23 protein-coding genes are annotated in these 22,386 nt (G+C 71.8%); 22 read left to right on the plus strand and 1 reads right to left on the minus strand.

Going from position 1 to position 22,386, the window contains the following annotated elements; translation table 11 throughout:
• The first annotated feature begins 2 nt into the window (after positions 1 to 2).
• The 11 genes from BM414_RS25400 (at position 3) to BM414_RS25455 (ending at position 10,497) form a co-directional block, all read left to right on the plus strand.
• Positions 3 to 404 carry a Zn-ribbon domain-containing OB-fold protein gene (locus BM414_RS25400; protein ID WP_093584191.1) on the plus strand — a complete coding sequence of 134 codons (402 nt, stop codon included), beginning with the start codon at positions 3 to 5 and terminating at the stop codon, positions 402 to 404.
• Positions 401 to 895 (plus strand): FAS1-like dehydratase domain-containing protein, encoded by a 495-nt coding sequence (locus tag BM414_RS25405; RefSeq protein ID WP_093584192.1) that lies wholly within the window; start codon positions 401 to 403, stop codon positions 893 to 895. Before BM414_RS25400 ends, BM414_RS25405 begins: the two co-directional genes overlap by 4 nt.
• Positions 892 to 1,371, plus strand: a complete 480-nt coding sequence (locus BM414_RS30415; RefSeq protein ID WP_217644931.1) for an HTD2 family dehydratase — start codon at positions 892 to 894, stop codon at positions 1,369 to 1,371. Before BM414_RS25405 ends, BM414_RS30415 begins: the two co-directional genes overlap by 4 nt.
• Complete coding sequence (locus tag BM414_RS25415) at positions 1,368 to 2,489, plus strand: nitronate monooxygenase (RefSeq protein WP_093584193.1); 1,122 nt, start codon at positions 1,368 to 1,370, stop codon at positions 2,487 to 2,489. The genes BM414_RS30415 and BM414_RS25415 overlap by 4 nt, the downstream gene beginning before the upstream one ends.
• A gap of 299 nt (positions 2,490 to 2,788) precedes the next feature.
• On the plus strand, positions 2,789 to 3,190 hold the full coding sequence (locus tag BM414_RS25420; RefSeq protein ID WP_245784987.1) for a hypothetical protein: 402 nt from the start codon (positions 2,789 to 2,791) through the stop codon (positions 3,188 to 3,190).
• Entirely contained in the window at positions 3,111 to 4,232 is a 1,122-nt protein-coding gene (locus BM414_RS25425; protein WP_245784988.1) for an alpha/beta fold hydrolase, read from the plus strand. The genes BM414_RS25420 and BM414_RS25425 overlap by 80 nt, the downstream gene beginning before the upstream one ends.
• Positions 4,229 to 4,774 (plus strand): GNAT family N-acetyltransferase, encoded by a 546-nt coding sequence (locus BM414_RS25430; protein ID WP_093584195.1) that lies wholly within the window; start codon positions 4,229 to 4,231, stop codon positions 4,772 to 4,774. The genes BM414_RS25425 and BM414_RS25430 overlap by 4 nt, the downstream gene beginning before the upstream one ends.
• Positions 4,775 to 5,022: 248 nt before the next feature.
• Positions 5,023 to 6,579 carry an AMP-binding protein gene (locus BM414_RS25435; protein WP_217644932.1) on the plus strand — a complete coding sequence of 519 codons (1,557 nt, stop codon included), beginning with the start codon at positions 5,023 to 5,025 and terminating at the stop codon, positions 6,577 to 6,579.
• Positions 6,576 to 7,649, plus strand: a complete 1,074-nt coding sequence (locus tag BM414_RS25440; protein ID WP_217644933.1) for an alpha/beta fold hydrolase — start codon at positions 6,576 to 6,578, stop codon at positions 7,647 to 7,649. The genes BM414_RS25435 and BM414_RS25440 overlap by 4 nt, the downstream gene beginning before the upstream one ends.
• A gap of 327 nt (positions 7,650 to 7,976) precedes the next feature.
• Complete coding sequence (locus BM414_RS25445; RefSeq protein WP_093584197.1) at positions 7,977 to 8,222, plus strand: hypothetical protein; 246 nt, start codon at positions 7,977 to 7,979, stop codon at positions 8,220 to 8,222.
• A 655-nt stretch (positions 8,223 to 8,877) separates the two neighbouring features.
• Positions 8,878 to 10,497 (plus strand): thiamine pyrophosphate-binding protein, encoded by a 1,620-nt coding sequence (locus tag BM414_RS25455; RefSeq protein WP_175551802.1) that lies wholly within the window; start codon positions 8,878 to 8,880, stop codon positions 10,495 to 10,497.
• A 294-nt stretch (positions 10,498 to 10,791) separates the two neighbouring features.
• Here the strand turns inward: BM414_RS25455 and BM414_RS25460 are convergent, their stop codons facing one another.
• Positions 10,792 to 11,451, minus strand: a complete 660-nt coding sequence (locus tag BM414_RS25460) for a TetR/AcrR family transcriptional regulator (RefSeq protein WP_093584203.1) — start codon at positions 11,449 to 11,451, stop codon at positions 10,792 to 10,794.
• A 694-nt stretch (positions 11,452 to 12,145) separates the two neighbouring features.
• Between BM414_RS25460 and BM414_RS25465 the strand changes: the two genes are divergently transcribed.
• The 11 genes from BM414_RS25465 (at position 12,146) to BM414_RS25515 (ending at position 22,373) form a co-directional block, all read left to right on the plus strand.
• On the plus strand, positions 12,146 to 12,928 hold the full coding sequence (locus tag BM414_RS25465) for a hypothetical protein (RefSeq protein ID WP_139246048.1): 783 nt from the start codon (positions 12,146 to 12,148) through the stop codon (positions 12,926 to 12,928).
• Positions 12,921 to 13,730: an alpha/beta fold hydrolase gene (locus tag BM414_RS25470; RefSeq protein ID WP_093584207.1), complete on the plus strand. Its 810-nt coding sequence runs from the start codon at positions 12,921 to 12,923 to the stop codon at positions 13,728 to 13,730. Before BM414_RS25465 ends, BM414_RS25470 begins: the two co-directional genes overlap by 8 nt.
• Entirely contained in the window at positions 13,730 to 14,884 is a 1,155-nt protein-coding gene (locus BM414_RS25475; protein WP_093584209.1) for a CaiB/BaiF CoA transferase family protein, read from the plus strand. The genes BM414_RS25470 and BM414_RS25475 overlap by 1 nt, the downstream gene beginning before the upstream one ends.
• Positions 14,877 to 15,641: an enoyl-CoA hydratase/isomerase family protein gene (locus BM414_RS25480; RefSeq protein ID WP_139246049.1), complete on the plus strand. Its 765-nt coding sequence runs from the start codon at positions 14,877 to 14,879 to the stop codon at positions 15,639 to 15,641. The genes BM414_RS25475 and BM414_RS25480 overlap by 8 nt, the downstream gene beginning before the upstream one ends.
• On the plus strand, positions 15,638 to 16,798 hold the full coding sequence (locus BM414_RS25485; protein ID WP_093584213.1) for a thiolase domain-containing protein: 1,161 nt from the start codon (positions 15,638 to 15,640) through the stop codon (positions 16,796 to 16,798). Before BM414_RS25480 ends, BM414_RS25485 begins: the two co-directional genes overlap by 4 nt.
• Positions 16,795 to 17,220 (plus strand): Zn-ribbon domain-containing OB-fold protein, encoded by a 426-nt coding sequence (locus BM414_RS25490; RefSeq protein WP_175551803.1) that lies wholly within the window; start codon positions 16,795 to 16,797, stop codon positions 17,218 to 17,220. Before BM414_RS25485 ends, BM414_RS25490 begins: the two co-directional genes overlap by 4 nt.
• Positions 17,221 to 17,596: 376 nt before the next feature.
• Positions 17,597 to 18,835 carry an acyl-CoA dehydrogenase family protein gene (locus BM414_RS25495; RefSeq protein WP_093584215.1) on the plus strand — a complete coding sequence of 413 codons (1,239 nt, stop codon included), beginning with the start codon at positions 17,597 to 17,599 and terminating at the stop codon, positions 18,833 to 18,835.
• Positions 18,836 to 18,839: 4 nt separating this feature from the next.
• Positions 18,840 to 19,367 carry an FAS1-like dehydratase domain-containing protein gene (locus tag BM414_RS25500; RefSeq protein ID WP_093584217.1) on the plus strand — a complete coding sequence of 176 codons (528 nt, stop codon included), beginning with the start codon at positions 18,840 to 18,842 and terminating at the stop codon, positions 19,365 to 19,367.
• An 11-nt stretch (positions 19,368 to 19,378) separates the two neighbouring features.
• Positions 19,379 to 19,855: a hotdog family protein gene (locus BM414_RS25505; RefSeq protein WP_093584219.1), complete on the plus strand. Its 477-nt coding sequence runs from the start codon at positions 19,379 to 19,381 to the stop codon at positions 19,853 to 19,855.
• Positions 19,852 to 21,024: a CoA transferase gene (locus BM414_RS25510; protein ID WP_093584276.1), complete on the plus strand. Its 1,173-nt coding sequence runs from the start codon at positions 19,852 to 19,854 to the stop codon at positions 21,022 to 21,024. The genes BM414_RS25505 and BM414_RS25510 overlap by 4 nt, the downstream gene beginning before the upstream one ends.
• Positions 21,021 to 22,373 carry a CaiB/BaiF CoA transferase family protein gene (locus BM414_RS25515; RefSeq protein WP_175551804.1) on the plus strand — a complete coding sequence of 451 codons (1,353 nt, stop codon included), beginning with the start codon at positions 21,021 to 21,023 and terminating at the stop codon, positions 22,371 to 22,373. The genes BM414_RS25510 and BM414_RS25515 overlap by 4 nt, the downstream gene beginning before the upstream one ends.
• Positions 22,374 to 22,386 lie beyond the last annotated feature (13 nt).

Below are 22,386 nucleotides of genomic sequence, written 5' to 3' on the forward strand. Positions count from 1 at the left end.
GGGTGACACAGATCGAGGACCTGCAGGGCTACCGCGACGGGCTCGCGCGTGGCGAGCTGTGCTGCCAACTGTGCGAGGCGTGCGGGGAGCGCCAGTGGCCGCCGCGGCCGGCCTGCGTGCACTGCCGCTCGTTCGACCTGCGGTGGGTCGTGCTGCCGGACTCGGCCGCCCTCTTCACCTGGACCGTCGTGGCACGCACGCGACTGGCCGGGTTCGAGGAGAAGGTCCCCTACGCGGTCGGCGTGCTCGAGTACCCGGAGCACGAGCTGCGCCTGGTCGGGCGGCTCGACACCGATCCCGACCGGCTCGAGGTCGGCGAGCGCTTCAGCTGGACGGTGGAGCCCTCCGTCGACGGCAGCCCCCAGCCGGTCTGGCGCCCGGTAGCGGCAGGAGGAGCGGCATGACGAGCCTGTTGACCGACGAGGCGCGCGGCTGGCTCGGGGCCGAGCAGACGTTCGAACCCTGGCTCGTCACGCGCATGCAGATCGCGCAGTACGCCCACACCCTGGGGATCACCGACCGGGTCCACCTGGACGTCGAGGAAGCGCGCCGGGCGGGACACCGAGACGTCGTCGCGCCGCTCGGTTTCCATCTCGTCATCCGGCACGCAGCCCCCAACCTGATCCCGATCACGGAGCTGGCCGAGGACGGTGGCAGCGACGACATGACGCCGCCGTCCACGGCCCAGCGCCGGATGGCGGGGGAGACGACCACGACGTTCCACGAGCCGATCGTCGCCGGCGACGAGATCCGCCTGTCGAAGCGGATCGGCTCCCTCGAGGAGAAGCAGGGACGCTCCGGTCCGCTGGTGTTCGTCGGGTACGACCTGGAGTACCGGCGTGAGGGGTCCGGAGACCTGGTGATCGCCGAGCGCTACGTCAGGATCCTGCGATGAGTGCGTCGACCGGGGAGACGACGGCGATCAGCGCCGGGGACGAGCTCCCGGCCTTCGACGTCCGCCCCGATCCCGTCCAGCTCTTCTGCTACTCCGCGATCACCTGGAACCCGCACCGCATCCACTACGACGCCCCCTACGCCCGCGACGTCGAGGGCTACGACGACGTCCTCGTCCACGGCCCCCTCATGGGCAGCTGGCTGATGCGGCTGTGCGAGGCATGGGCCAGGCCCTGGGGTCGCGTGACCTCCATGACCTACCGCACGACCACGTCCGTCCACCCCGGGACCCCGCTCACCGTCGGTGGAGTGGTCACCCGCGGCGGGGACGCGCCCGAGGCGGAGATCTGGGTGGCGCTGCCCGACGGCACACGGGCCACCCAGGGCAGCGTCAGCGCCGTCCGCACGGGTGGTGCGGACGCAGCAGGACACACCGATGTGACCGACGACCGACCGGATGGTGGACAGCAGAGATGAAGACAGCGATCACCGACCTCGTGGGGGCCGAGCTCCCGATCTTCGCGTTCAGTCACACCCGCGACGTCGTCGCCGCGGTGACCAACGCCGGTGGCGTCGGCGTCTTCGGTGGGACCCGCTTCTCCCCGGAGGAGCTCGAGAAGGAACTCGCCTGGATCGACCAGCAGGTCGGGGGCAAGCCCTACGGCGTCGACCTGCTCATGCCATACAAGCAGTCCGGCCTGGAGCACTCGCCGGAGGAGCTCCGGGCCCAGATCCCGGACACCCACGTCGGGTTCGTCGACGACATGCTGCACCGCTACGAGGTGATCGGCGAGGGCTCCTCCGGCTACGACCTCACCGACTGGCGTGGTACCGCCACCCGTCCGGAGAAGGTGGCCGCCCTCATCGACGTGGCGCTCCAGCACCCGATCCGGCTGCTCGTCAGCGCGCTGGGACCGCCGGCCCCCGACGTGGTCGAGCGCTGTCGCGCCCAGGACATCGTCATCGGTGCGCTCGCCGGGACCGTCCGGCACGCCCAGCGGAACATCGCGGGCGGCGCGGACTTCGTCGTGGCCACGGGGTACGAGGCCGGCGGCCACACCGGCGAGGTCGGCACCATGGTGCTCACCGCGGAGGTGGCCAAGGCCGTGGCGCCGGTCCCGGTGCTCGCGGCAGGTGGCATCGCGACAGGACGGCAGATCGTGGCGGCACTCGCACTGGGTGCCGCCGGTGTGTGGATGGGATCGGTCTGGCTCAGCACCGTGGAGAGCGAGGTCGACGAGACCGTCAAGGCGAAGATGGCCCAGGCCAGCTCGTCCGACACCGTCCGCTCGAAGACCCGCACCGGCAAGCCCGCGCGCCAGCTGCGGAGCGCGTGGCACGACGAGTGGGATGCCCACCCCGAGGTCGCCCCGCTGCCGATGCCCTTCCAGGGGATGCTCAGCGAGAACGCCTTCGAGCAGATCTCCCGTGCCGCCGACGCCGGCAACCCCCGGGCCAAGGAGCTCGACTCCTACTACGTGGGACAGGCCGTCGGTCTGATGCCCGGAGTGCACCGGGTCTCGGACGTCATGAACGAGCTGCTGTCCGACATGGTCGACGCGTTCGAGACCGTCAACGAGGTCATCGGCGACTGAGGCACCCGGCGGGGTCGCCACCACCGACCCCGCCGAGCCGGGGGCGGGCCCGACGTCGACGATCGGCCCTCCCGTGAGGGTGGCGGTGCGGACGGGCAGCCCCCGACGGGTGGCCACCGAGCAGGCGGGGGTTGTCTGTAGCGACTGGTCGGTCTAACGTTCGCCGCGTCGTGAGCCGGCCACCGTCCTCGGCCCCCGGTGAGGATCGGCAGGCGTCACGGGGCAGGTGTCCCGGGAAGGGGCGAGATGTCCTCCGGAGAACTGCTCAGGTCGACGGCTCGGTACTGGAGGGGGACGCCGTGAGCGGCAGCCCCCGGTGGCGGCAGGCGTACGACGCCGTCGAGGCGGCCGTGAGCCCGCGGGCGGAGTCCGTCGTGCGCAGCGAGGGCTTCGCGACCGGTGTCGTCGTGGTGCAGCGGGTCCAGGGGCTGGCACGGTCGGGCGCACGCGGGTTCAGCGCACGCGCCTGGCACCTGCTCAACCTCCCCGCCGGCAGCGACGTCGAGCGACTGCGCGCGCAGGTCGGTGCGCTGGACCGGGAGGTCCGCCGGCTGACGCTGCAGCTCGACGGAGAACGGCGCCGGACCACCGACGCCGCCCCGAGGACCGAGGAGGAGACCCGTGCCGACGGTGCCGACACCGCAGACCATCCTCGAGCGCGTCCGGCGGGACGTCGAGCGCAACGCGCTACGGGCTCGTAACGGGATCAAGATGGCGGCCGGGGTGGACCGGCCGCGCGTGGGGTGCACCGCCAAGGACGTCGTCTGGCAGCGCGGCCGCTGCCAGGTGTGGCGGTACCGCAACGACCCCGAGGTCCACGGCGGCGTCCGGTACGGGCCGCCGCTGCTCCTCGTCTTCAGCCTGGTCAGCCGCAGCTACATCCTCGACCTGACCCCCGGCAACAGCTTCGTCGAGCAGCTGCTCGAGGCCGGCTTCGACGTGTACCTGGTCGACTGGGGCGAGCCCGACCAGAGCGATGCGTACAACCAGATCGAGGACTACGTCGACGACTACATCCCCGCCGCCGTCGACCGGGTGCTCGAGCTCTCCGGCAGCACCGAGGTCAACCTGCTGGGCTACTGCTTCGGGGGGGACCTGACGCTCCTCTACGCGGCGCACCATCCCGACGCGCCGCTGCGCAGCCTCACCGTGCTGGCCACGCCGGTCGACTTCCGGCACATGGGGCCGCTGGCCGACCTCTTCGGGCGGGACAAGATGGAGGTCGACGAGGTGCTCGGCGACGACGGCAACGTGCCGCCGTCGGTGCTCGCCCAGGCCTTCCGCGCGCTCACCCCGACCTACGAGGTCACGCGCTACGTCACCCTCTGGGAACGCCTGTGGAGCGACGAGTACGTCGCCTCCTACCAGGCGATGACCGGCTGGTCCGACGACCACGTGCCCTTCCCCGGGACCACGGCACGGCAGCTGGTGCAGATGCTGATCCGGGACAACGGCCTGGCCACGGACCGCCTGACCCTCGACGGCGACCGGGTGCACCTGCGCGACATCACCGTGCCGTTCCTGACCGTCCGCGCCAACCGCGACCACATCGTCCCGGCCGAGGCGACCGCCGCGCTGATCGACCTGGTCGGCTCGGAGGACAAGCACGAGTTGCGCCTCGATGCCGGCCACATGGGCCTGGTCGTCGGCCGGACGGCCGCGAGGACGACGGTGCCGGCCATCATCGACTTCATCCGGAAGCGCAGTGAGCCGTTGAACGCAGCGATCGGAGCGTCCCAGTGACCACCGTCGTCCCTCTGCAGTCCGAACACACCGACGCCGTTCTGCAGTTCTTCCGCGAGCTGCCCCAGGGTGACCTGACCTTCATCAAGGAGGACGTCACCGAAGCGGACGTCGTCCGTGCGTGGACCTCCGGGAGCGACCGCGGCGACCGCTGGATCGCCCTGGACGGCGAGCAGGTCCTCGCGTACGCGGCGGTGCTCCGGCTGCCCGGCTGGTCGGACCACGTGGGTGAGGTGCGCCTGGTCGTCGCGCCGGCCGCGCGCGGCAGCGGCCTCGGGCGCGACCTCGCCCGTCACGCCCTCGTGCGCGCCGTCGAGGCCGGCGTGACCAAGCTGGTGGTCGAGGTCGTCGCCGAGCAGGGCTCTGCCCTGGCGCTGTTCACCGCGCTGGGCTTCAGCGGCGAGGCGCTGCTGCGCGATCAGATCCGCGACCGCGACGGCCGGCTCCGTGACCTCATGGTGCTCGCCCACCACGTGGGGGACGTCGCGACGGCCATGGACACCGTCGGTCTCCCGGAGGCGCTCAGCCCACCCCTCGGCTGAGCGCTCGCCGCCCCAGCCGAGCGCCGCGGCAGAGGGCCCGGCCGGCTCGGTGGTGTGTTGGACCGACCAGTCGGTATATTGGCGGGGTGACAGCGACGACGCTGAACCCGGGCAGGGGCGGTTGGGGCTGTGCGGCCCCGTCTGAGGGGTGGCCCGTCGCCGTCCGTGAGCAGTGCGCCCTCCCCGGCGCCCACTCCACCCACCGTTCCGCACCCGGGAGCGGCGACGACCCCCCAAGGGAGCGATAGGTGTCCATCCCCTCGCGGCTGCGAGCCAGCGCGATTCTGACGCGGGCGAACATCGGTCTCCACCATCCCGAGCAGGTGCCGCTGGCGCTGACCGCGGTGGCGGTGTGGGGCCCGGGGATCGCCGGCGCGGTCGCGTCCTCGGCGGCGCGCCATCCCCGGGCTCCCGCCGTCGTCGACCCCCACGGTCTTCTGACCTACGGCGACCTGTGGCGCCGCGCCGGTCACCTGGCGCGGGGACTCGCGGCCGAGGGGGTCGGCCACGGGACGCGGATCGGGATCCTCGCGCGCAACTCCCGGGCCTTCGTGCAGGTCCTGGTGGGTGCTGCGCGGACCGGCGCGGACCTGGTCTTCCTCAACACCGAGTTCGCCGCTCCCCAGCTCGCCGACGTCGTCGCCGCGGAGGGGATCGACGTCCTGCTGCACGACGACGAGTTCGCCGGCATCGTGGCCGGCTGCGGCGTCCGCCGCGCGTTCGGTGAGGCCGCTCAGTCGGCGATGGCGCAGGGCCGGGGGATGCTGCTCCCGCGTCGGCAGGGCCGGCTCGTCGTGCTCACCTCGGGAACGACCGGACGGCCGAAGGGGGCGGCGCGGGAGTCGGATGCCGACTCCTCCGAGGGTCTGGCGGGGATCCTGAGCCGGATCCCGTACCGGCCGCGGGACACCCAGGTCGTCGCCGCTCCGCTGTTCCACGGCTGGGGCCTGACGAACCTCCTGATGGGTCTGGCCCGTGCCTCCACGACGGTGCTCAGCCGCCACTTCGACCCGGGTGACACGCTCCGGTCGCTCTCGGGCCACCGCGCGCACGTCCTGGTGGTCGTGCCGGTCATGCTCCAGCGGATCCTGGCACTGGGGCCGTCCGCCCTGCTGGCCGCCGACACGACGCGCCTCCGGGCGATCGCGGCGAGCGGATCCGCCCTCGGACCCGCCCTGGCGACGGAGACCCTGGACCGCTTCGGTCCCGTCCTCTACAACGTGTACGGCTCCACGGAGGTCGCCCTCGCGACGATCGCCACGCCCACCGAGCTCCGCCGGCACCCCGGCGCGGCCGGCCGGTGCGTGCTCGGCGCGCGTGTCGAGATCCTCGACGACCGAGGGCAGCCGGTTCCAGACGGTTCCTCGGGCCGCGTCTTCGTCGGCAACTCGATGCGGTTCCAGGGGTACACGACCGGCGGCGGAAAGGAGCAGCAGCGGGGGCTGCTCTCCACGGGGGACGTCGGCCACTTCACCGGAGACCTGCTGTTCGTCGAGGGCCGGGAGGACGACATGATCGTCTCGGGCGGTGAGAACGTCTACCCGCAGGAGGTGGAGGAACTGCTCGCCGAGCACCCGGAGATCGCAGAGGTCGCCGTGGTGGGCAGGCCCGACCCGCAGTTCGGTCAGGCCCTGTGCGCGTTCGTGGTGACGACACCGGGGTCGACCCTCGACGAGGACGCCGTGCGGCGGCACGTGCGCGAGCGGCTCGCCCGCTTCAAGGTGCCACGGAGCGTCCGGTTCCTCGACCAGCTACCCCGCAACGCCACGGGCAAGGTCCTCCGACGGGAGCTGATGTCGGCATGAGCAACCCCATCACGCGTCTGGTCCCGGCCGAGGCCATGGAGGTGGTCGCGCGGCGGTCGCGCCGGTACATGGAGCCGCTGGCCCGCAACGAGGCCTTCGCCGCGTGGGTGGAGATGGCGACGCGCACCCAGGCGGTGCTCGGAGCCACCACCGACGGGCCGCAGCGGCTGGCGGCACGGCTGGTGGGCCGCCGCACCGCCGCGCAGCGCCGCGAGTGGCGCGAGCAGCAGGAGAGGGAGCGCCGGTCCGCCGGCACGCCGGGACGTCTGAGCGCCGGGGGCCCGTCGCACGCCGATCGACGGGACCCCGTCTACTGGGAGCAGCGCGGTGAGGGCAGCCCGCTCCTCCTGCTCAACGGGTGGACCGCCGGCGGGAGCGTGTGGCCCTCCGCCTGGCTCCGGGAGCTCGAACGCAGCTTCCGCGTGATCCGCATGGACACCCGGGGCAGCGGCTTGTCCCGGACGGCGCCTGCTCCGTTCACGATCGCCGACCTCGCCGACGATGCCGCCCGTGTGCTGCGCGCCGCCGGCGCGGAGCGGGCCCGGGTGCTCGGGCTCTCGATGGGCGGGATGATCGCGCAGGAGCTGGGGCTGCGGCATCCCGAGCTCGTCGAGGAGCTGTTCCTCGTCGCGACCCGGCCCCCGACGCCGGCCCAGGTCGCCGGCGCCCCGGAGATCGCCGAACGGGCCTTCGACCGGCCGCGACTGGGGGAGTCCCCCGAGGACTTCCTCAGGTCGCTGTGGGCCGGCTACGCCGCTCCCGGCTTCGCCCGACGTGAGCCGGCGCTGCTCGACGAGCTCGTCGAGCAGCTGCGCGAGCGACGTACGCCGCGTGTCGGGGTGACGAACCAGGCGCTGGCGGTCCTCGGGTGGCACGGTCCCCGGAGGCTGGCGGCCCTGGCCGTTCCCACGACCGTGGTGCACGGTGCCGTCGACCGGCTCACCCCGGTGGGCAACGGCATGCGTCTGGCGCGACTCATCCCGGGGGCCCGGTACGTCGAGCTCCCCGACGTGGGGCACCTGGTGCCCCTCGAGGCCGGTGACGTCCTCGCCGACCTGGTCCGCGGCTGACCCGGGTACCGACGGGGGGATCCCCGGCCGTCCCGTCCACCGGCCCGGCGCGGAGGTGCCGCAGGGAGGGCGCCGACCGCGGAGGCCCGGCGCGGCACAGAGGGCCCGGCGGAGGCGGCCTGCGCGCCGGGGCCCGCGGCGTGGCGCTAGCGCTGCCGGGCATCGGTCCGAGCAGTTGTCTGTACCGACCAGTCGAACTATCGTCCGGGGGAGCGCCGGTGGCGGGATCGGGCGGAGCCCGGGCCGGGATCCGTGGTCCCCGGGCCGGTCTCGCCGGAGGAGATCCGCCGGAGCAGGCGTCCGCGAGGAGCGACCGCAGGAGGGGCGATGGGTGCCGACATCTTCGACGCGGTCTGTCAGGCCCTCGGCCACGACCCCGGCAGGGTCCTGAGCGTCCGGATGAACCCCCGTCTCGTGGTGGTCACGACCATCGACCCGGCGGGGCACCTGTGCACCGTCACCTGCGCACCGTCCGACGCGGACTCGTGCGTGCCGCCCGCCGGAGACGGCGCACCCTCCGCGGACGCCAACAGCGGGTCCTCCGGCGCCGGGGTGCGTCCGGGGCCGACGTGACCGGCCGGGCCGCCGGTGTCATCGAGAGGAGGCACGACAGATGTCGACCGCCAGCGCGAGTGCGAGGACCCGCAGGACGTACGCGGCGCGGCTGTGTTGCGGCACAGTCCTGACCTACGAGGCGGCGAACTTCGTCCCGGACGTCGGGGAGACGGTCCCGTGCCGTCGTCACGGCTTCTGCGCCGTCAACTCCCGGGACGCGAGCGACGGCCGGGGGGTCGGCAGCGCCCACCGGGCCGTGCACCGACGGTCCCCGGGGGAACTCGTGGCCTTCCTCAGGACACGGCCGGTCACCTCGATCCACACACTGCGGCAACACCGGTTCACGTTGCGGGTCGTCGCTGCGGCCCACGAAGAGGGACTCGTCCACCTCGACCTCGTCGCCGGCCGGGTCGTCCTCGGTGGACAGGATCCGGGAGATGTACCCGTCGTCGACCGGGAGCGGTGAGGACCACGCCCCCGTCAGGCCCCCGCCGCGGCACGCGCGGCGCGGTGGGCCATCGGAGCCCGGCGGGAGCCCCCGGGCCGCGGTCTGCGACTGGCTGCCGGCCGTCCAGGGCAGTCGCCGACGGCTCCTTGCCAGGGATCAACCATCCGGTTACCGTCGGGTGCCGGCGGAGTAGCGGCGATCACATCCATGCAGAGGAGCTGTCGGGTGAAGACCTATCAGGCACTGGCTCGGCGGTTGTCCCAGCGCGGCGCGGAGCCTCTCTTCGGGCTCATGGGCGACGCCAACATGCAGTACATCGCCAGCTTCATCGACGAGCACGGTGGGCGGTACATCGGGAGCACCCACGAGGCCGGCGCGGTGGGCATGGCCGACGGGTTCGCCCGCGCCAGTGGGTCCGTCGGCGTCGCCACGGTGACGCACGGGCCGGGGACCACGAACACCATCACAGCGCTCATCGAGGCGGTTCGTTCCGGCACGGCTCTCGTGCTCCTCACGTCGAGCACACCGAGTTCGAGTCCGCACCACCTGCAGAAGATCGACCTGCAGCGCCTGATCGAACCTACCGGGGCCGCCTTCCGCCGGGCGGCACGAGCGCAGGACGTCCCCGACGAGCTGGAGCGCGCTCTGGGCCAGGCCCGCGCCGAGTCGCGCCCCGTGGCGCTCGACGTCCCCGTGGAGTTCCTCGACGAGGAGATCGAGGACACCGGCGCGGCTCCGCAGCAGGCGCCCCCGGCAGCTCCGGCGGACCTCGATCCGGACCTGCTGGACTCCGCCCTCGGCATGATCGCGTCAGCGCGCCGCCCCCTCGTCCTCGCCGGGCGTGGCGCCGTGGAGTCGGACGCGCACGAGGCCATCACGGCCTTCGCGGACCTGATCGGGGCGGCGGTGGCGACGACGGTGCCGGCCCGCGGCTTCTTCGCCGGCCACGACCTCGACCTGGGTGTCTGCGGGACGCTGGCCCATCCCGTCGGGCTCACCGCGATCCTCGACTCCGACTGTGTCGTCGTCTTCGGCGCCAGCCTCAACGACTACACCACGGACTCCGGAGCGCTCCTCAAGGGCAAGCCGGTCGTGCACGTCGACCGGTTCGACCACCACCTCAACAGGTACTACGAGCCGAACGTCGCGTTGTGCGGGGACGCGGCCACCGTCGCGACGAGGATGACCGAGCTCCTCCGCGCGGAGGACGTCACGTTCGCCTCGAGCCGCGCCGGGCTGGCCGAGGAGCTGCGGAAGCGGGTGCCCTCGGATGAGTTCGTCGAGGCACGGGGGAGCGACGCCGTCGACATGCGGGCGGCGATGCTCCGGCTCAGTCCCCGACTCCCCGCGAACCGGGCGGTCGTGACGGACGCCGGTCGCTTCCTGCGCTCGGTGTGGCGCTACATCGACGTGTCCCACCCCCGGTACACCGCCGGCACGGTCAGCTTCGGGTCCATCGGCCTCGGGATCGGGTGTGCGACAGGGGTCTCCGTGGCGGTACCCGACCTGGTGACCGTCGTCTTCGTGGGGGACGGCGGAGGGATGATGAGCCTGACGGAGTTCAACACCGCTGTGCGGTACCGCTTGCCGCTCGTCGCCGTGGTGATCAACGACGGCTCCTACGGTGCCGAGTACTCGAAGCTCCAGGGCTTCAACGCCGACCCTCGGCACTCCCTGATGGAGTGGCCAGAGTTCGCGGACCTGGGGGTCGCCCTGGGCGGGAACGCCGTGACGGTCCGGTCCCTGCAGGCGATCGACGAGCTGGACGAGTCCCTCTGGGCCCCGGAGAACCTCCCGCTGCTCATCGACGTCAAGGTGGATCCTGCTGTCGACTACTACGCGTGAGGCGAGCCGGCCGGGACGCCACCCGGGCGTCCGTCCCCTGTCAGGACAGGTCTCCCGCGGCGTGCCGGCGACGATCCTGACAGCGTCCCCGCGAGGCTGACCGGATCCGTCCACGCTCCCCAGGGCGGTGCGTGAGCGCCCGGGCGTCGCGCCCCATCGGCGATGCGTCCGCGATGCGTCGGCGGTGGCGGCGACTGGCCGCCGGCGACGAGGGGCGGCGGCGCGGACGGTCGCCGTTGGAGGCGAGCGACGTGCTCCCGGCCGGGCTCGAGCAGAGCAGGTCCTCGGGGTTCGTCAGGGACTCGGGGGTGCCAGGGCCCGGACGAGGTGTTCGACGAACGCCTGCTGACCCTCCCTGAACTCCGGGTCGTCGGGCTCCAGGCCGGTGATGAGGGACGCGATCTGGGGCGCCATGTGCGGGAAGCTCGCGAGCGCCACCACTGCCAGGTGGAGGAACCGCGCATCGAGGCTGGGATTGATCTCCCCGCTGCGTTGAGCCCTGTGGATCTGGGCCACCCGCTGCGCGTAGTGGGCGCGCCGCTCGTCATGGCGTGCGACGTCCGTCAGATCGGAGCCCTCCACGGCCTCCCACAGCCAGTACCGGTACAGACGATTCCTGATCCGCGAGAAACTAGCAGCGGTCACATTCAGGACGTACTTCAGATATGGCTGATCGACATCGTCCCTGGCGACCTCGAGCGCGCGTGCTGTGACGTGTTCCATGACTGCGGAGTGCAGGACGCGCTTGCTACCGAAGTAATGGTAGATGAGCTGCTTGTTGACGCCGGAGCGGCGCGCGATCTCATCGATCCGGGCTCCGGCGAACCCCTTTGCCTCGAATTCCTCCGCAGCGACGGCGAGAATCTTGTCGCGATTGTTCTCGATCAGACCGGTCAGGCTGACGTCGTCGTCCTCCGTCCAGCCCTGCTTGCGGTCCGCCTCGGGGAGCGTCATGGATGTCCCTTCCTCCGCATCGGTCATCCTGCAGGGGGCCGCAATGCCCGTTCTGTGGTGACTGATGGTAACAGTCGCCCGACTCGGAACATGTTCAGCACAAATCATCGCCAATCCGACACGACCCGTTCGGGTGGTGGTGATCCCTTTCCTACGGGCTCGCAGCCACCTCGCGCTTCCCGGAACTCGTACGTGAAGTCCTGCGGTAGGCCGCTCGAGTGACGGGGGTCACAAGAGGCTGACCGCAGCGCGCCCCGGCGCTGGGACCGGCAGCAGTCTGCCGTCCCCCGGACGGCTCGTCGTCCTCGCTCGACGGGTCCGGCCACCGCGACCGCAGCGCCGGCCAGGTGGTCCACCCCGGGCGGCCTCCGAGGGGCGCTCCATCGGGGCGCAACCGGAGCGGCCCTGCGGCCGACCCATTGACGAGCGGCCAACTAGATGGTTGGTTGGAGATAGTGGTCCTCGCCACACCGCGCGGAAGCCGCCCAGCGGCCTCGGGGAGCGCATGCCGAACGAAGAGAGGACGCAGCGTGGACGAGTTGCAGAGAAGGTCGTCGGCACCGACACGGATGACCAGCGGTGGCCGCGGGCCCCGGCCGGCGTCGCGCGCGAGGCGCGTGACGAGCCACAGGTCGGCACTCCTGTGGTTCGCGACCCATGCAGTGCCGAACCAGTGCGGGCGGGGGTGGCGTCGGTGAGCGCGCTCGACGAGAGGGCCGCCACCCCGGCGGTGCCGGAGGTCGCCGACTTCGACGGGCTCCGGGTGGGCATGGTGTCCGACACAGGCGTCGCACCGGCGCCCGCCGCGGGCGCGCCCCAACTGCCGGCGGCCGTCATCCAGGCGCCTCCCGTCCGCGACGCGCAGGTGACCGGCATCGACTGGAAGGTGGGAGTCCGGTCGGGATCGGTCGGCGTCCGCCTCGAGGGGATTGTCACGCGCTGGAAGCCGGCCCGACGGCGTGGGCGCGGCAGGGTGCACCAGGACGTGCGTCTGGTCGACGCCGACGGTCAGGTGGTCGAGCGTGCCCACGTCACCTGGGACGTCCCGGCCGCGAGCGACGTCCAGGACGACGAGTCGGCTCCGCGCGTCGCCTGGGACGTCGGCACGGTGGCCTGGGGCAAGCACCTCGCCGCGGGCCTGGCGGCCGACGAGGACTTCGCCTCGGCGGTGGAGACCTTCGACGGGTCCGTGGGGATCCGGTCCGGCGACGAGCAGGTGGAGTTCCGCATCTACCGCGGCTCGGTCATCGAGGTCGCCAGGAAGACGCCGGAGGGCCCGACCTTCACGGTCACCGGCAGCGAGCGCGCGTGGCTGGACCTGCTCGCCGCCGGCAAGAACGACCTGGTCGCCCGGCTGGGCCGCAACGAGTTCCGGTCCACCGGGAACAACTACCAGTACCTGCGGATCTTCCGCGCGATCATGCTGATGGTCGACGCGGCCCGGCTGGCTGTCGTCGAGGAGAAGCCCAGTGCATAACGCGGACTACCTGGAGATCGACGGGCGACTGGGGTACGTGGAGGTCGTCGGCGACGGCGACGACACGCTCCTCTGCATCCACACGGCGGGACAGAGCGGTGTCCAGTACCGGAACAACGCCAAGGGCCTGGCGGCGCTGGGGTTCCGGGTCGTCGTCGTGGACCTGCCGGGGCACGGCCGGTCCGAGCCCGCGGTCGACGGCCCCATCACGTCGATCCCGTACTACGCGGACTGGTGCATGAAGGTCCTGGACCAGGTGGCGACCGGGCGGCGGTACCTCCTGGGGTGCTCCATCGGCGGCCGCATCGTCCTCGAGATGGCGTCGAGGTTCTCGGACTCCCTGGAGGCCGTGGTGGCGATGGAGTGCCCCGTGGCCCCCACCGCCGCCCGCACGTGGCGCAAGCCGGAGGACTCCAGCACGCCGAGCGTCCGTGACCAGACCTACTACTCCAACCTCTCCCTCATCGGCAGCGACGTGCCGGCCGAGACGGCCGAGATGATCGCCACGATGCACTGCCGCGAGGACTGGCACGTCACGCGCTCCGATCTCGTCGCCTGGGGCCGGCACGACCTGTGGTCCCGGTTGCCGGACATCAGCTGCCCGACGTACGTGATCTCCGGCGGCGACTCCTTCGGGGAGAACCTCCGGCCGACCGCGGAGCGGATCCCGGGCGCCCTGTTCCAGAGCGTCAAGGGGATCGCGCACTACCCGAACCAGGAGATGCCGGACTTCGCCGACGCCTTCAAGGGCTGGCTCGAAGAGCTGCGTCAGGCTCCCGTCCCGGCGCGAGGTGGCAACTGATGTCCCAGCACAACGCCAGCATGTCGGGCCTGCGCGTGGTCGCCGTCGAGCACTTCATCGCGGGGCCGTTCTGCACGCAGCTCATGGCCGACCAGGGCGCCGACGTCATCAAGGTGGAGAGCCCGGGCGCGTCGCACAGCGGCTACTTCCCGACGCTGAACCGGAACAAGCGCAGCATCGTCCTCGACCTCAAGTCCGAGCCGGGGATCGAGGCGCTCCTCGCGCTGGTCGAGACCGCCGACGTCTTCGTCACCAACATGGCGGCCGGCGTGCCGGCGCGCCTGAGGTTCGACCACGAGCGCCTGTCGCAGGTCAACCCGCGTCTCGTCTACGTCCACATCACCGGCTTCGGTCAGAACAGTCCCTACCGGTCGCTGCCCGCCTTCGACGGCGTCATCCAGGCCATGTCCGGCGTCATGGACCTGACGGGCGAGCCCGACGGGGCGCCCATGCTCTCCGGCGTCTTCATCCCCGACCACCTCACCGGCCTCTGGGCTGCCCTCGCCGTCAACAACGGGCTGCTGCGACGTCAGGTCACCGGTCAGGGCACGTACGTCGACCTGAGCATGCTCGACTGCATGATGTCCTTCCACGGGTCGGGCTTCATGGAGGTCCTGCAGCTCGGCAGCAAGCTGTCCCGGATCGGCAGCCGCGTCCGCGGGTCGTACGCCAGCACGTACAGGGCCAGCGACGGGTACGTCTACCTGGCACCGCTCACCGGCCGCATGTGGCAGGGCGTGTCCCGCGTCATCGGGAAGCCGGAGCTGCTGCTCTACATGGGCGAGGGGGCCGAGAGCGACACCCGGCTAGAGCACCGGGACACGCTGGACGCCCTCATCGAGGGGTGGACCTCCGAGCACACGGTCGACGAGGTCGTCGAGCAGATGCGGGCCGCCGGTGTCGCCGGCAGTGCGGTCCACACGATGGACGAGGTGGTGGCCGATCCGCACCTCGAGGCGCGGAACATGCTCCGCACCGTCCCTGACGAGTCCGGGGACGGCATCTTCTACGTCCCGGGCTCACCGGTCCCGGCCGTGGACGACAGCTTCTCGGTGGCGCCTCCCCGCGTGGGACAGCACACCGACGAGATCCTCGCGGAGCTCGGCCTGACCCCTGCCGGCGCGGCGGGTGCCTCCGCGCGACGCGATGGCTGAGGACCGGGTCTCGATCACCCGGCTCGGCGCCGTCGGGGTGATCAGGATCGAGCGCCCGGCCCAGCGCAACGCCATCGACGCGAGCATGGCCGCCGCGATCACCGCGGCGGTCCGCGACCTCGATGCCGATCCCGCCTGCACGGGCATCGTGCTGTCGGGCTCGGGCGGCAACTTCTGCGCCGGTGCGGACACCAGCAGGTCAGGGCCCACTCCGGGTCCGGGGTGGACCTACGCCGAGAACGCGTCCGAGGTCATGGTCCGGACGGTCAAGACGTGCGGCACGCTGGTCGCGGCGGCGGTCGAGGGGTGGGCCGTGGGGCTGGGCCTCGGCCTAGTCGGTGCGGCGACGTACGCCGTCGGTGCGGCCGGCTCGCGGTACCGCCTGCCCGAAGCCGGCCTCGGCTTCTTCCCGTTCGGTGTCGCGCCTTTCCTGGTGGACCGGATGTCACCGGCGGCCGTCGTCGACCTGGCACTGTCCGGGCGGCGGGCGTCCCTGGACGACGCGCTCGCCGCGGGACTGCTGACGCACACGGCCGCCGAGGGCGCCGCCGAGGACACGGCCGTGGCGCTCCTGCAGGAACTCGCCGAGGTCCCCGCGCAGGTGCTCGCGGACGCGCGCGCCTTCCTGCGGACGTGCTCGTCGGCGCGGGGGAGCGAGGCCGTCGTCGACTGGTGTGAGCAGCAGATGACACGGGTGGTCCTGTCCATGGACTCTGCGCCCGCGGGGGCGCCGCAGGAAGGGACCGCCCGTCGATGAGCATCCGAGGGCAGGCGTTCATCGCGGGCGCCTACGAGCACCCCAGGCGCAAGATCCCTGACCGGTCCGTGGCGCAGATCCACGCCGAGGTCGCCGTCGGGGCGCTCGCGGACGCCGGGCTGTCGTTCAGCGACGTCGATGCGTACTTCACCGTCGACCAGACCGGGCTCGGCGCCATCACGCTCGCCGAGTACCTGGGCCTGAAGGTCTCCTACATCGACTCCACGCTCACGGGCGGGTCCTCCTACCTCGTCCACGTGGGGCACGCCGCCGCGGCGATCGCCGCCGGCAAGTGCAACGTCGCGCTCATCACGCTCGGGGGCCACGTCCGGCCGGCCCCGGGCGTCGGTCGCGCGCCGGGAGTGGGGACGCCGCACGGCCCCTTCGAGGAGGTGTACGGCGTCACGACGGTCAACAACTACGCGCTGGCCGCCCGTCGTCACATGTACGAGTTCGGGACCACGAGCGAGCAGTTGGCCGAGGTCAAGGTGGCGGCGTCCCACCACGCCCAGTACAACCCCGACGCGCTCCTGCCGAACGTGGTCACCGTCGAGGAGGTCCTCGCCTCCCCCCTGGTGGCCGATCCGCTGCACCGTCTGGACTCCTGCGTCATGACCGACGGCGGGGGAGCGCTCGTGGTCGTGAGCCCCGCGGTCGCGAAGACCCTGGACCGGACCTGCGTCAAGGTCCTCGGCCAGGGCGAGGCGCCCAAGCACACGATGAACGGGCGCGTGGACGTCACCTACACCGGAGCGGTGTGGTCCGGCCCGATGGCGTTCGCGGAGGCCGGGGTCACGGTCGCGGACGTCGACTACGCGTCGATCTACGACTCCTTCACGATCACGGTGATCGAGACCATCGAGGACCTCGGCTTCTGCGAGAAGGGCAGGGGCGGGGACTTCGTCCTGGACGGCGGGCTGATCTCGCCCACCGGCCGACTGCCGTTCAACACCGACGGCGGCGGGCTGTGCAACAACCACCCGGTGAACCAGGGCGGGATGACGAAGGTCATCGAGGCCGTGCGACAACTGCGTGGCGAGGCCAGGCCGGAGGTCCAGGTCCCGGACTGCGAGATCGCCCTGGCGCACGGCTCGGGCGGGCGCATCTCCTCGCGCATGGGCAGCTCCACGCTGGTCCTCGGGCGGGAGGACGCGTGACCGAGGGCATCGACCGTCAGCTCCCCAGCCCGGCGCCGGCGGTGGTCCCCGAGACCGAGCCGTTCTGGGCGGCGACCGCCGAGGGCCGGCTCCTGCTCCCGAGGTGCGCCGCCTGCGCGACGGTCATCTGGTACCCGAAGGGCATCTGCCCGGAGTGCGGATCGCTCGACATCGGCTGGGTCGAGGCATCCGGGGAGGGTGAGGTCTACACCTTCACCGTCAGCAGGCGCGGTGAGGGCGCCTACCTCGACGCGGGCCCGTTCGTCCTCGCCTACGTGGAACTCGACGAGGGGCCGCGCGTCATGACGAACATCGTCGGCTGCAGCCCCGAGTCGGTGCGGATCGGCCTGCGGGTACGCGCCGTCTTCGACGACACCGGCCAGGGGAGCGCGCTGGTCCGCTTCGCTCCCGTGGAGCGCTGAGCGGTGACCGCGATCCCTGCCCGGTGCACGACGTCACCGACCCCGCGCTCCGCCGCGCCTCGCAGGCCGGCCCGGGCCGGCGCATTTGACGCGGTTGACCGATCGGTCCACGATTGGGGGACGCCCCAGGAGGACGTGGGACCAGGCACCTCCCCGGTGTCCTCGCGCAGCCTCGTGACGCGGACCCCGACTGCCGGCCGGGGGCCGACCGGTGTGCGGCGTCGCGTCGTCGCCCGGCTCATCCGAGTCGGGGCTCGACCGAGGGCACGGGCGTCGTCGTCCGCGGTGCGCACACAGTCCCAGGCCCTCGCGTCGACCCGGTGACGCCGCCACGCAGTGACCACTCCATCGCCCATCCGCCCCTCCTGGAGGAACCATGGCAGTCAAGTACTCCGCTCCGACGACGGCCTTCGCCCTACCGCCCGAGCTGATCGAGCTCAAGGAGCACGCCAAGAACATCGTCGAGCGCGAGTGTTTCCCGCTCGAGGCGAAGTTCCTGTCCAACCAGTGGCTGGACGAGGGACCCAAGCCAGGGGCCACCGAGGGCCAGGTCGACGGCTCCCTGCCCGCTGAGGACTGGGCCCGTCTCAAGCAGATCTCGCAGGACGCGGGTCTCTACGCGGTCGGACTCCCCGAGGAGTACGGCGGCGAGGGATACGGCGCCTTGGGCGAGGTCGTGGTGGCCGAGCAGCTCAACCGCAGCGTGGTCAAGCTCCCCCGGTCGGGCGCGATGATGCCGCTGCTGCACGGCACGGACGCGCAGAAGGAGGAGTTCCTCATGCCGTCCATCCGCGGTGAGAAGCGCTTCGTCTTCGCGCAGTCGGAGCCGGGCGCCGGCTCCGACCCGGGCAACTCCATGCGCACCACCGCCAAGCCGGATGGCGACGGGTGGCGCATCAACGGCCAGAAGATGTGGATCAGCGGGGTCGAGGACGCCGACTACATGCTGGTGCTGACCGTGACCGACCCGGAGAAGCGCCAGCGTGGCGGCATGACGATGTTCATCGTGGACAGGGACTCGCCGGGCATCTCGTGGAGCCCCATCGAGACCTGGCTGGTCCGCAAGGCCCACCAGTACCTCGTCACCTTCGACGACGTGTTCGTGCCGGGCGACCGCATCCTCGGCAGCGAGGGGTACGGGTTCGGGCTCGGCCAGGAGTGGCTCGCCATCCAGGACCGTCTCACCCGCGGCACCCTGGCCTGCGGCCGGCTCGCGCGCGGGCTCGAGATCGCCACCGAGTGGGCCAAGTCGCGCGAGACCTTCGGTGCACCGCTGGCCGAGCGGCAGGCGATCCAGTGGATGCTGGTCGACGTCTTCATGGACCTCAAGACCATCCGGGCGATCGCCTACGAGACCGCCGCCCGCTACGACGCCGGCGAAGAGGTCCGGCATCTCGCCGCCATGGCCAAGTACATGGGTGGCAACTACGGCCACCGGTCCATGGACAAGATCATGCAGATCCTGGGCGGGATGGGCGAGACCCTCGAGATGCCGATCTCGACGTTCTACCGCGAGCTCCGCCACGGCCGCATCGGCGGTGGCACCGACGAGATCCAGCGGATCCTCATGGCGCGCGCGATCCTCAAGCAGGGCAAGAAGGTCTGGGAGGCCTGAGCAGATGACAGTCCTCACTGACCAGCACCGCGCGCTCATCGGCGTCGAGTCCGAGCCGCGCACGTCAGCGCTGCCGGTGTCGGAGGAGCTGCTCCGGCGCTTCGTGCACGGGGTGATGGAGCCCGACCCCGTGCACTGGGACCACGAGGTGGCAGCCGCGTCGAAGTACGGCGAGGTGGTGGCGCCTCCGCTGTTCCCCATGAACAGCGTGCGACGTGCCCCTGGGGGACCCGACCCCATGGACCGCCTCAAGGACGACCCGGAGGACGACGGCCGACTGGGCGGCAGCCAGAACGGCCTCCCGCCGCTGGACCTCCCGTTCAAGCGACTGCTCAACGGAGGAACGGAGGCCCAGTTCTTCCAGCTCGCGAAGATCGGCGACGTCATCACCGTGCGCTCTAAGTACCTCGACATCTCCGAGCGCCAGTCGCGGGACGGCAACCCCATGGTGATCGTCCGTGTCCAGACCACGTACACGAACCAGGACGACGACGTCCTCGCCGTGACGACGAGCTCGCTGATCCACCGATGACCGGAGGAACGATGACGAAGCCGGCACCTCTGGTGTTCGAGGACCTCAGCGTGGGCGACGAGATCCCGGAGCTGGTGCGGGGGCCGCTGCTCGAGCCGCACCTGATGCGCTGGTCCGCCTCGATCGAGAACTGGCACCGGATCCACTACGACCAGCGGTTCACCGTCGAGCACGACAAGCTCCCGGCCCTGCTGGTCAACGGCAGCTGGAAGCAGCACTTCATGGTGCAGGTCGTGCGGCAGTGGGCCGAGCCGGAGGGGTGGCTGCGGAGCATCGGCTTCCAGTTCCGCGCCATGGACCAGGTCGGGTCGACCCTGACCGCCTGGGGCCGGATCACCGAGCTCACCGAGGAGGGTGGCTACGGCATCGTGGAGCTGGAGATCGGCATCCGGAACCAGGAGGGCCAGCAGAGCACCCCCGGCACGGCCACGGTGGTCGTGCCCCTGCGCGGTGGACCGGCCGTCCCGTACCCGTACCCCGCGTCATGACCGGCGGCGAGGCCCCGCTGGACGGTGTGCGGGTCGTCGAGCTGGGTGTCGGACTCGCCACCCCGTTGGCGGCGAGGATGCTGGGTGACCTCGGCGCGGACGTGGTCAAGGTGGAGACCCCGGACGGCGACCGGACCCGCTCGGTCGCCCCGTTCTACCGCGCCGGCGAGGACGACGAGCGCAGCGCCCTGTTTGAGTACCTGAACTACAACAAGCGAGGGGTCTCGCTGGATCCGGGTGCGGATGGTGACACCCTCGACGAGCTCGTGTCGACGGCCGACGTGCTCCTGGTCGGCGACGACTTCGCGCAGCTGGCCACGTGGGGGATCGACGTGGCGGAGCTGCACGCCGCCCACCCGGGGCTGGTGATCGAGACGCTGACCCCCTACGGGATCACGGGGCCGAAGGCCGCCTGGAGGGCGACCGACCTGACCATGCAGGCCGCGAGCGGCCTGTTGTCCTTCGGTGGCAACGCGGAGCGCTACCCGCTCAAGCGCGGGCTCCGGCAGAGCACCTACGAGGCGGGGCTCACGGCCGCGTACGCCGCCGAGGCCGCGCTGCTGGGTGCACGCGAGCACGGCGGGACCGTCATCGACGTCTCCATCGTCGAGTGCATCGCCTCGGAGCTGGTGCTGACCATCCCGGAGTACGCCTTCACCGGTGCGGTCTCCACCCGGCGCCCCACCGTCATCGACCCGCTCTCGGGCGATCCCCTGCCCGCGGGACCGGGCTACGTCAGCGCCCAGATCACCATCCTCACCCCGATCAGCGACCTCGCGGACTTCATCGCCGACCAGCGCCTGGCCGAGCCGCAGTACGCGACGCCCGAGGCACGCGCGACCCACGCCGGGGAGATCGCGGAGATCTTCCGGACCGCACTGGCCGACGTGCAGCCCCGGGACTTCTTCGAAGGGGCCTCGGCCCGGGGTCTGCTCGCCGGCTTCGTCCAGACGGCCGAGCAGCTCCTCGAGTGCCCGCACCTCGACGCCCGGGAGGTGTTCCGCACGATGCCGGGGACGCTCGACGGCCGACCGTGGCGGATGCCTGCGGTCACCGCTTCGCTCTCCCGTACAGGCGTGACGGTCAGGCGTGCGGCTCCCCTGTTGGGGGAGCACGACTCCGACGTCCTCTCCCGCGCAGTCGCCGGCACCCAGGCGGGTGCCCGTTGAGCCGCGCGGCAGCAGGGGCAGACGTCCCCGGACCACTCGCGGGCCTCAAGGTCGTCGACCTGTCGACGGTCTTCGCCGCGCCCTACATGTGCTCGCTGCTCAGCGACCTGGGTGCCGAGGTCGTCAAGGTGGAGCCGCCGTCGAAGCTGGACCAGACCCGCGGAGGGGCCCTCGCCCCGGCCCTGGGCAACGAGGGCGGCGGCGACGGCTGGAACTGGTCCGGCTCGTTCCACAGCCTCAACCGGGGCAAGCGCTCCCTCGTCCTGGACCTCAAGCAGGAGGCCGGCCGGTCGGTGCTGCGCCGCCTGGTCGACGCCGCCGACCTCGTCGTCGAGAACTTCACCCCCCGGGTGCTGCGCGGCTGGGGAATGACCCACGCCGACCTCGTGACGACCAACCCGGGCCTGATCATGCTGTCCAACACCGGCTACGGGGCCACCGGCCCCTGGTCCGGCTTCAAGGCGCAGGGCACCTCGCTGGAGTCCACCATGGGCCTCGTCGAGTACTCGGGGTACCCCGGGGACAAGCCGCGGAAGGTCGGGCAGTCCTACCCCGACTTCCTCGCCGCGTGGACCGGCCTCTACGCGATCCTGGCGGCCCTGCAGGAGCGGCACCGCTCCGGCCGGGGGCAGTGGATCGACCTGGGCATGTACCAGCTCGGACCCGTCGTCATCCCCGAGGCGCTCATCGCGGCGCAGGCCGGCGTACGGCAGCCGTCGCGCCGGGGCAACGCCGAGGACGACACGCTCCTGTCCGACGTGTTCGCCTGCCGGGGCGTCGAGGCGTGGGTGGCCGTCGCGATCGAGGACGACGCGGCACGGGAGCGGGTGGTCGGGCTCGTCCGGGAGCACCTGTCCGGCGATGCCCCCGACCTCGACGAGCTGGCCCGGGGCCTGGGGGAGTGGACGGCGTCGCGGACACCGGAGGAGGCCGCGGAGACACTGCAGGGCCACGGCGTCGCGGCAGCGGCGGTGGCCGAGGTCCGCGACCTGCTGCTGGACCCGCAGATGCAGCACCGGCAGTTCTTCGACTGGGTCGACATCAAGGGTGTGACCCGTCCCATCCCGGGGACGCCGTTCGTGTGGACCGGTTCCACGGCCGTCACCAGCCGCGCCCGGGGCCCGCTGTTCGGCGAGGACAACGACGTGGTCCTCGGCTCGGTGGGCCTGGCGCCGGAGGAGATCGAGACGCTGCGGCGCGACGCCGTCGTGACCGACGCGCCCCTGAACATCCCGCCGCCGCGGGCCAAGGACCTCGACGCGCTCGTGAAGGCGGGCGTGTACCGGGAGATCGCGACGGACGTGGACGACGTCCTCGCCCGGGTGCGACCGGGTGCCGACGAAGGATGACGCAGGTCGATCA

Origin of the sequence: Geodermatophilus amargosae (assembly GCF_900116515.1) — a bacterium.
Taxonomy (GTDB): Bacteria; Actinomycetota; Actinomycetes; order Mycobacteriales; family Geodermatophilaceae; genus Geodermatophilus; species Geodermatophilus amargosae.